Consider the following 9,865-nt stretch of genomic DNA (forward strand, 5'->3'; position numbering starts at 1 on the left):
TTACCACCCAAAGGGTTCAACCGCCGGTGACTCCAGCCACCCAGACTCAACCGGTTGCGGGTCATCAATCCCATACCCCTGTTACCACTCAAAGGGTTCAACCGCCGGTGACTCCGGCCACCCAGACTCAACCGGTTGCGGGTCATCAAACCCATACCCCTGTTACCACCCAAAGGGTTCAACCGCCGGTGACTCCAGCCACCCAGACTCAACCGGTTGCGGGTCATCAATCCCATACCCCTGTTACCACTCAAAGGGTTCAACCGCCGGTGACTCCGGCCACCCAGACACAACCGGTTGCGGGTCATCAAACCCAACCCTATGATGGAACAACTGCTGTAGCTATAGTTACACAGCCTGCAGCCCCTGATGGCGAGGCCCCTGGAAGTCATTCATCTTCCAGCGCAAACTCATTTTTTGTGGAACTGGAAAAACACAATCATCTGTTTGACCAGACATCCTCAAAAAACAGAGCCAACAAAGAAACCACAGCACTGTCCCGAGTTCCACTCCCTGTAACGCCTGCAGGTACGGTTCAACCCGTTACGGAAGCAGAAGGCACTTGTGAGCTCCCCTATAAAGGACCAACTGCGCTCTCTGTAGTCGTTCACCCTATGACGCCAGCAGTACAACAAGACAACAATTTCGTTTTACTGAGTCCCAAGCAATCTGACAGTGAGCTGAAAGCGGATCAACGCTCTCACCGTGAAAGAGCCAGAAAGCAAGCCAAACTGGAAATTCAAGCCCTCAAAAAGAAAGGAGACAGTGCCCATTTGCAAAAGTCGGAACCCCCTTTTGGACCGGAACCCGAACCCAAGCAGAAAGAAAGAGCATCGACCTCCAAGATCAATCTGCAAAAATGGGCCTCCGGCTGGGAGGAAACATTCTCAAACCTGGTTCCTGACTGGATAAAAGATCGTACTGGTTTAGAAACGGCTGACGATAACGATCTCCATGTATCAACCCAACAAACCGATCAAACGGTTCGCGCACAGGAACAGGCTGAGCCATCAACCTCAAAAGAGGCAGCCACTCCTTTTGGCCCAGAACCTGAACCCACGCATAAAAAAGATGAAAAGCTTTCCACTCCAAGCCTGGAGACAAAGACGGCTGACCGGAAAGACACTCTCGACAACCCAGCCCCTGACGAGAACAAAGTCAGACAACCAACCGGTATCGACAGCTATGATCTGGGTCAAAAGTATCAAAAGGCTTTTAACGCTAAACAACGTGCCAAACTCCTGAAAGAAAAAGGCCTTGATGTTGCCGACAGCATGAATCCCCCCCCCACCGGAATAACCAGTTACGATCTTGGTCTGATATTGAGCAGTACAGATGACCAGGAGTTGATCGATAAGATCATGAATAACCTGGACAACCCGGTTCTTATTCGCGAAATGGTTGCAGAATTTCAGGCCAAAGCAGCCGCTGAAAAGCGGGCAAAGGAAGAGGCCTCAAATGACAAACAGCCTTCACCAAAAGCGAAGAATACTAAAAAAACAAAGAAAAAAAGGAAAACCGCTTCAGGTAAGCAGGCAATAGCAAAAAACAAGGAACACCCCCCCGAGACTTTACCAGAGCCGTTACCAGAGCCTGAGCCGATCAGTAAAAGTACCGCCAGGCACGTAACCTCTATTCAAACCTCAGCGGTAAACACCATTGTTACTGGCGGCATGGCTTCAATGAATAACCACGCCATGGCCATAACAAGTGCCATCACCGGTGGACACAGAATAATGAGTGGAGCCGTCAGTCTGAATGACATCAGCGCTGATGAAATGTCGGCCTCTACCAGTGCTTCTGGTGGCAAGGTGCATGTCCAACAAGGTGGCGTCTATACCTACGGCCAGATTTACGGACTGAGGTCCAACCAGGGCCAGACCGACGATATCAACGGCTTCAACACCAATGGCTATGGTCTTGAAGTGGGTCTGTTCAAACAAGTGGAAAGTGACTGGTCCTTCGGAATGATGATGGGCATGCAGAAACTGAACACAGGGTTTGACGGCTCACAGGACAAGCAGAAAGCCAGTAACTTCCGCTTCGGTCCTTTTGTTTCTTTCAACAAGGATCAACTGCACCTTAACGCCCTGCTGACTTATGGCTGGACGGATTTTGACAACACCCGTCATGATCTGACCAGCAAGAGCGTTCTTTCCTCCAGCCCGAAATCCAAAGAACTGACCGCCTACGGCTCAATTGGCTATGACATTCCTCTGGATAAGGTCAACACCGGCCTGGTGCTCACCCCCAATGTTGAGCTGCTGTACCTTTCAAGCAACCTGGACGGTTATACCGAAGAAGGCAACAATGGCTTGAAGGTTGAGAAACAGAGCCGGACTGACATGGTGGCCAGAGCAGGCATGCAGGCCCACTACTCCCTGCTGGATCATCAACACCCACAGGAACTCCGTGCCGGTCTTGGTTATCAGCACAACTTCCTGGATGACAAGCCCCTTCAGGTGAGCACGGCGGGTCAAAGCAGCCTGCAGGCGCTCAAAACGGGAAGCCAGGGTAAAAGCGCAGCCTATTACAGTGCCGGTTACTCCGTCATGCTGGCAGACGACAAAAGCCTGAGCTTTGACTACATGGGAGCCACCGGCAAAAAGAGCCAGTCCCATGCCCTGGCCCTGACCTACGAAATGAAGTTCTGACGTTTTCTGTCTGCAACTATTCGTTAAAACAAGGCCGCACCCAACAGTGCGGCCTTTCTTTTATGGGCAGGCAACAGGCTGAACGTTATTTCTGAAGAGAGTCAAAATACTTCTTTGCCCCCGGATGCATTGGCACAGCACTGAGCATGGTGGCATTATCCACCGTAGTGGATTCTGCGGCCTTTACAATTTTACGAATGCCATCCATGTTTTCAAAGGCTGCCTGAGTCAGCTGATAAGCCAACTCTTCCGACATACCTTTATTGACCACCAGTACATTCCAGACACTCAGGGTATCCACAGCCTCGGTCCCATGATAAATACCGGCAGGGATTGTATAAGCGCTGTATGCCGGATATTGCTCAATAAACGCCTTTCGCTGATCATCCGAAAGGGAGAGCAGGCGAATATCGTGTGTCAGAGCCACCTGAGTCACGGCACCAACGCCCTGCCCCCCGACAATAAAGCCCGCATCAATCTGGCCATTCCCCAGCGCATTGGTGGTCTCAGAATAATTCAGATAAACCGCCCGGATGTCTTTTTGCACATCAATTCCCACGGACTCCAGCAGGGCTGCAGAGGTAACCGCAGTGCCAGAACCGGGCGCTCCCAGGGAGACTCGCTTGCCTTTCAAATCACTCAGAGAGTGAATATCGCTTTTTTTCAGAGTCAGTCCATGCACCAGATTCGGGTACAGAGCAAACAGCACGTTCACTGGCAGCTCCTGGGGAAACTTGCCCTTACCTTGATAGGCATCCAACACTACATTGCCCATGGCCAGGCCGGCCAGCATATCACCACGAACCACCTTAATCGTGTTTTCAACGGAAGCGGCCGATACCTCGGCTTTAACACTGACGCCAGGAATTTGATCGGACCAGACTTTGACCAGAGCGCCACCAAACGGATAATAAATACCGCTTTGCCCCCCGGTTCCAATTGAGTAATTCTGGGCCTGAACCGCCAGCGGCATCAGCAGAGTCAATACCAGTGATACAAGAATGCGCATCGGGTGAACTCCATTCTTTATTATTAGACATGTCGTTAAAAAGCCACTTATGGCAATTTATACCAATCAAATTTTCTAACCCCGTTATGAGCATGTTGAGCTGGGCAGAAAGACAAGGCGAAGCGACGAGACATAGCCATAGCTATGGCGAGGAGCTTCAACGCTGAATTTCTGTTCATATCAACAGCGCAATAGGGGATTTAGAAAATGCGATTGGTATTATCATCCCAATGAGAATATCAGACTTGATCACTGAAGCGTAGGCCGGGTTTCCTCTCTAAAATACACAGTGAATGGAAACCCTGCCTCTTTTTAAATCTAAATGAAATGCCTCGTTACTGCATTTCCTGTTCAACGACTGCCGCCAGTTTCTCAGCCTGCTCCCTGACCAAACCGGCGTCTTCTCCTTCCACCATTACACGAATTACAGGCTCGGTACCGGAGGCTCTCAGCAATACACGACCTTTGTCCGCCATCTCCGCTTCCGACTGCTTCACTGCAGATAGAATACCGGGGACGGTATCGGTATCACACTTGTTCTGAACCCGGACATTGATCATGGTCTGTGGGTACATATCCATACCACCGATCAACTCAGACAGTGGCTGCCCAGACGATTGCAACGCTTTCAATACCTGCAGTGCTGAAACAATGCCGTCCCCGGTTGTGGAAACATCCCGACAGATAATGTGGCCAGATGACTCACCACCGAGCAGCCACTCCCTTTCCAGGAGAAGCTCATTAACATAACGGTCACCGACCTTCGCCCGGACGAAGGGAATGCCTTCTGCTTCCAGGGCTTTTTGCATGCCCAGGTTGGTCATCAGGGTGCCAACAACGCCTCCTTTAAGCACTCCCCGCTTGTGACGATCCATGGCAATAACATAGAGCAGCTGATCACCATCGATGATCATCCCACGGTCATCCACCATAATGACCCGGTCTCCATCCCCATCAAAAGCAATTCCCAGATTGGCCCCCACCTCTTTCACTTTGGCAGCCAGCCCTTCCGGTTTTGTCGAGCCTGCATTCTCATTGATGTTGACACCATCAGGCTCAATTCCCATGGCAATAACCTGGGCACCCAGCTCACGGAAAACGGCAGGACCCACCTGATAAGTGGCGCCATGGCCGGCATCAACAACAACCTTCAAGCCTCGAAGATCCAGTTGCTGGGCAGTGCTACCCTTGCAGTACTCAATGTAACGACCCGCAGCATCATCCATCCGGCTCACTTTACCAAGCTCACTGGAATCGACCACCTCAATATCGGCCTCGAGCAGCGCCTCGATTTTCAACTCCAGTTCATCGGATAACTTGGTGCCATCCCCGGCAAAAAACTTAATACCATTGTCGTAGAATGGATTATGGGAGGCGCTGATCACAATGCCCGCCTGACCATTAAACGTCCGGGTCAGGTAAGCGATGGCGGGTGTTGGCATAGGGCCTGTCAAAACCACATCAATCCCTGCCGCAGAAAGACCCGCTTCCAGTGCCGATTCAAACATGTAACCGGAAATCCGGGTGTCTTTCCCGATGACAACCTTTCCTTCCCCCTCCGCCGCCAGGGCGCGACCTGCGGCCCAGCCAAGCTTCAGAACAAAGTCCGGTGTGACAGGGAACTCCCCCACCTTGCCACGAATACCATCGGTACCAAAATATTTACGAGCCATGCCCGTCTCCCATTACCACTTAACGATTCAACAACAATAAGGCCTGGCTTACACTCGCCAGCTGGCTTTCAGGCTGCCTGACTGACGGCTTCCAGCATACGAAGCACATCACAGGTTTCGGGCACATCATGGACACGCAGGATATGAGCACCGGCCTGTGAAGCCATCAATGCAACCGCCAGACTGCCCGGCAGGCGTCCACCCGGATCCTTATCCAGAGTGGCGCCAATAAAAGACTTCCTGGACATCCCCACCAGGATGGGCAGGTTCAGTTCATGGAAGCGGCTGAAATTCTTCAACATACTGAGATCATAAGCGGGCGTTTTGCCAAACAACCCTCCACCAAAGCCGGGATCAATCAACAACCGCTCTCTCGCAATACCCGCCTTTTCACAGACCTCAACCCTTTGCCTCAAATAACCGGTGACCTCAGCCATAAGGTCACCATAATGAGGAACAAAACCCGGTTCCGGGTGATCCACCAGAGAGTGCATCAATATCACGGGCAACTCTGTCTCAACAGCGGCCTCTAAAGCCCCATCGCGCTGCAGCGCCCGTATATCATTAATCATGCCTGCCCCCGCCCGAGCCACTTCCCGGATCACTGGAGCCGAACTGGTATCCACCGATACAATGCAGTCAAAACGGCTAACCAGGGCCTCAACCACGGGAACCACCCTCTCCAGCTCCTGGGTACAACTGGCGGTATCTCCCTTAACGGCCTCTGCAGACTGCCCCCCCACATAACGCTCACTGTCGTTGGTGTAGCCGTATTTCTGAACCATTTTACTGGTCGACTCACCACCAACATCAAGGAGGTCCGCCCCCGCCTTCAGCATTGCCTCTGCTCTTCTGAGGGTGTCGTCCAAGTCCGCACAGCGACTGCCCTCATAGAATGAATCAGGCGTCACGTTCAACACCCCCATCACCCGGCTTTTCTCAAGATCAAGAGTTCTGCCCGCACAGTTGAGTTTAAATGGTTTGCTCATGCTGAATCCCCTGTCATGACATACCGATCAGGAGCCTGCCGTTGCCATGATTACTGTAGCTTTACCTGCTGAAGGCACAGGCAACTCGCTACCGACGAATATACGAAAACGGGCAGGTTAAACCTGCCCGTTGTTTGTGACTGTTATAACAGTAGTTCAATGTTCGCCCGCAGGCCCTCCAATCGAGCCTTTATCATCACTGCCAGTGTCAGCGCCATCGGACTTCACATCGGTTTCGGATTCCTCAGAAGAAGCCGCCTTAACACCACCGGCACCATTATCCTGATCTCCGGAATCTTTGGGTGGCCGCACATCACGCCCACCCATGATGTCATCGATCTGATCACTGTCGATGGTTTCGTACTGAATCAGGGCACCTGCCATCTTATCCAGCTTGTCACGGTTATCCACAAGAATCTGATGAGCACGAGAGTAACAGTCGTCTACAACCTTACGCACTTCTTCATCAATCAGCTTGGCCGTTTCACCGGACACATTCATCCGGGAACCACCACTGCCGTAATTCTTGCCAAGGAATACTTCACCTTCTTCATCATCGTACTGGAGCGGCCCAAGCTTCTCCGACAGTCCCCACTTGGTGACCATACTCCGGGCAATCTGGGTGGCCCGCTGAATGTCATTGGAAGCCCCGGTAGTGACGCCGTCCTTACCCAGGGTCATCTCCTCAGCGATTCGCCCACCAAACAGGGAACAAATCTGGCTCAGCAATGCCTGGCGACTCTGGCTGTAACGGTCTTCCTCAGGCAGGAACATAGTAACCCCTAGTGCCCTGCCCCTGGGAATAATGCTCACCTTGTATACCGGATCATGGTCAGGTACCAACCGTCCCACAATGGCATGGCCCGCCTCATGGTAAGCAGTGTTGCTTTTCTCTTTATCGCTCATCACCATGGACTTGCGCTCAGCGCCCATCATGATTTTGTCTTTCGCCAGGTCAAATTCTTTCTGCCCCACCGTACGCTGGTTGGCACGGGCAGCGAACAGTGCCGCCTCATTCACCAGGTTGGCCAGATCCGCCCCGGAGAAACCGGGGGTACCGCGCGCAATCACCGAAGGCTGAACATTATCGGCAACAGGCACTTTGCGCATATGTACTTTCAGAATCTGTTCCCGACCACGGATATCCGGCAGCCCCACCACAACCTGGCGGTCAAAACGCCCGGGACGCAAGAGTGCAGGGTCCAGAACATCGGGACGGTTAGTGGCGGCAATAACAATAATTCCGTCGTTGGCTTCAAAACCGTCCATCTCCACCAGCAACTGGTTCAATGTCTGCTCGCGCTCATCATGTCCACCGCCCATGCCGGCACCACGGTGACGACCCACTGCATCAATCTCATCGATAAAGATGATGCAGGGCGCCTGCTTTTTGGCTTGCTCAAACATGTCACGGACACGAGAGGCCCCCACACCGACAAACATTTCCACAAAGTCAGAACCGGAAATGGTGAAGAAGGGCACCTTAGCCTCACCGGCAATGGCTTTGGCAATCAGGGTTTTACCGGTTCCAGGAGGGCCGACCATGAGCACCCCTCGGGGAATGCGGCCACCAAGACGCTGGAATTTGCCCGGATCCTTCAGGAAGTCCACCAGTTCCTGGACATCTTCCTTGGCTTCTTCAACTCCGGCCACATCCGCAAAGGTTGTTTTGATCTGATCTTCAGACAACAGTCGTGCCTTGCTCTTGCCAAAACTCATGGGGCCACCCCGGCCTCCACCACCGCCCTGCATCTGCCGCATAAAGAACATGAAAACGGCAAGAATCACCAGGATCGGGAAGCTGGCCACCAGCAGCTGCGTCCAGATACTTTGTTTTTCAATGGGCTTGGACTCAACCTGAACGCTGCCACGGAGCAACTCGTCCATCAGTTTATTATCCGGAACCGTCGGAGGCAGGTTGGTCTCAAAACGCTCGCTGTTGCTCAGTAATCCAGTGATGGTAAAACCATCAATCACTACCTTGCTGACCTGCCGGTTTTCAACCATGCTGACAAAATCGGAATAAGCCACCTTCTGGGTGGACGTCTGCATCCCGTCAAAGTTTTTAAATACGGTCAACAGCACCAAGGCGATTATGACCCAGAGAATCAAATTTTTTGCCATATCATTCAAGGGGCTAACCTCTCTTGAGCGTACTTAAGCATCAGGTGAACGTTTGGAATGAGCACGGTACCTTATCAGCTCGCTTTGCTTATTATGGAAATGCTGCAGCTTCAGGCTCTGCAGACACTTCCAGTGTCAGGGTCAGTGGCTTTTTCCACTCACCGCTGTTTGTATAAATCCCTACCTGCAACCATACACGATCAGACGTCCATGTGACAGTCACAGAACTCTATCAGGACGATAGCGCAAGCCTATTGAGCTAACCGGTCAACCTTTGAACCGGCTGGCCAGCAGATAGACCTCCCGCGAGCGCGACCTGGAAGCCTGGGGCTTGCGGGTCTGCACCTTATCGAAACTGGTTTTCATATCCCTGAGATAGGCATCAAACCCTTCCCCCTGGAACACTTTGGTAAGGAATACACCCCCTTTACGCAATACCTGCCGGGACAGATCCAGTGCCAGCTCAACCAGATACATGGAGTTGGGCTGATCAACAGAGAGCGTACCACTCATATTGGGGGCCATATCGGAAATTACAAGGTCTACCTGATCAGAACCAATGGTATCAAGAATCGCCTTGAGCACGGCCTCTTCCGTAAAGTCTCCCTGGACAAAACTGACCCCGGCAATGGGATCCATAGGCAGAATGTCAGAAGCCACCACACGACCATGATCCCCCACCAGGGAAGCCGCTACCTGAGACCACCCCCCCGGTGCTGCCCCAAGATCCACTACCCGGATACCCGGGCGGAAAATTTTGTCCTTTTCCTGAATCTCCAATAGTTTATAACTGGCACGGGATCGCCACCCATCTTTTTGCGATTGCTTTACATACTGGTCGTCAAAGTGCTCTTTTAACCAGCGGCCACTGCTTTTGGATCTCGCCATAATGTGTTCGCGGACTGCTCCTGAAATCGATAAATGAGAGTTTACCACGGCCAAAATCCACAGGCTCTCCGTAATCACTGTCGAATAATTGCGCTGCAGGATAGGTGTCCTCCAAGGCGTCCGGCCGTCAGACTTTATCCGACAACTCCCCCAACACCGTAGCCAAAAAATGTTACGCCCCTGCCTGTGAAATACAGGAAAGCTTTTTTCACCGTAAAAACATTATGTCCCTTAGGCTTTTCCATATCATCCTTATGCTTACCGAAACAAAACTAACGTACCAACTAAATTGGAACTTTAGTTCTGCTTAACAGACTCCAAAGCCCCACTCTTAATAAATACCCACAATACAATTCTCTAATAACAACACTGAATTCAGGTGGAAGCTGCCAACCAATAGGTGTAGTAGTTCAGACCTGATCTGACAGTCACCGATTTTTCAGAGGGTGTCTGTCAGGTCAAATTCAGGCTACAAATTTTTCCTTCCAGATCTCTTTGCCATCTATCAGAGTTTCCATTGGCGTTCTT

The 9,865-nt window shown here is 51.8% G+C and carries 7 protein-coding genes; 1 reads left to right on the plus strand and 6 read right to left on the minus strand.

Annotated features, from left to right (window positions below; all coding sequences use genetic code 11):
• Positions 1 to 392 (minus strand): hypothetical protein (locus tag ACNRUY_RS24735; RefSeq protein ID WP_488114340.1); only part of this gene is annotated, 392 nt, incomplete at its 3' end.
• A gap of 222 nt (positions 393 to 614) precedes the next feature.
• Between ACNRUY_RS24735 and ACNRUY_RS24740 the strand changes: the two genes are divergently transcribed.
• Positions 615 to 2,654 (plus strand): autotransporter outer membrane beta-barrel domain-containing protein, encoded by a 2,040-nt coding sequence (locus ACNRUY_RS24740; RefSeq protein WP_488114341.1) that lies wholly within the window; start codon positions 615 to 617, stop codon positions 2,652 to 2,654.
• 85 nt (positions 2,655 to 2,739) lie between these two features.
• Here the strand turns inward: ACNRUY_RS24740 and ACNRUY_RS24745 are convergent, their stop codons facing one another.
• From ACNRUY_RS24745 to rlmE, 5 genes are all read right to left on the minus strand, one after another.
• Complete coding sequence (locus tag ACNRUY_RS24745) at positions 2,740 to 3,663, minus strand: TAXI family TRAP transporter solute-binding subunit (RefSeq protein WP_488114342.1); 924 nt, start codon at positions 3,661 to 3,663, stop codon at positions 2,740 to 2,742.
• A 335-nt stretch (positions 3,664 to 3,998) separates the two neighbouring features.
• Positions 3,999 to 5,336, minus strand: a complete 1,338-nt coding sequence (gene glmM, locus ACNRUY_RS24750; RefSeq protein WP_488114343.1) for a phosphoglucosamine mutase — start codon at positions 5,334 to 5,336, stop codon at positions 3,999 to 4,001.
• 68 nt (positions 5,337 to 5,404) lie between these two features.
• Positions 5,405 to 6,325: a dihydropteroate synthase gene (gene folP, locus ACNRUY_RS24755; RefSeq protein ID WP_488114344.1), complete on the minus strand. Its 921-nt coding sequence runs from the start codon at positions 6,323 to 6,325 to the stop codon at positions 5,405 to 5,407.
• A gap of 156 nt (positions 6,326 to 6,481) precedes the next feature.
• Positions 6,482 to 8,449 carry an ATP-dependent zinc metalloprotease FtsH gene (gene ftsH / locus ACNRUY_RS24760; RefSeq protein WP_488114345.1) on the minus strand — a complete coding sequence of 656 codons (1,968 nt, stop codon included), beginning with the start codon at positions 8,447 to 8,449 and terminating at the stop codon, positions 6,482 to 6,484.
• Positions 8,450 to 8,716: 267 nt separating this feature from the next.
• Positions 8,717 to 9,337 carry a 23S rRNA (uridine(2552)-2'-O)-methyltransferase RlmE gene (gene rlmE / locus ACNRUY_RS24765; RefSeq protein ID WP_488114346.1) on the minus strand — a complete coding sequence of 207 codons (621 nt, stop codon included), beginning with the start codon at positions 9,335 to 9,337 and terminating at the stop codon, positions 8,717 to 8,719.
• Positions 9,338 to 9,865 lie beyond the last annotated feature (528 nt).

Source organism: Endozoicomonas sp. Z74, from assembly GCF_057680865.1.

Coding starts and splice junctions, on each gene's coding strand:
- ACNRUY_RS24740 (WP_488114341.1), top strand. CDS start 615: ATGACGCCAGCAGTACAACAAGACAACAATTTCGTTTTACTGAGTCCC.
- ACNRUY_RS24745 (WP_488114342.1), bottom strand. CDS start 3,663: ATGCGCATTCTTGTATCACTGGTATTGACTCTGCTGATGCCGCTGGCG.
- glmM (WP_488114343.1), bottom strand. CDS start 5,336: ATGGCTCGTAAATATTTTGGTACCGATGGTATTCGTGGCAAGGTGGGG.
- folP (WP_488114344.1), bottom strand. CDS start 6,325: ATGAGCAAACCATTTAAACTCAACTGTGCGGGCAGAACTCTTGATCTT.
- ftsH (WP_488114345.1), bottom strand. CDS start 8,449: ATGGCAAAAAATTTGATTCTCTGGGTCATAATCGCCTTGGTGCTGTTG.
- rlmE (WP_488114346.1), bottom strand. CDS start 9,337: ATGGCGAGATCCAAAAGCAGTGGCCGCTGGTTAAAAGAGCACTTTGAC.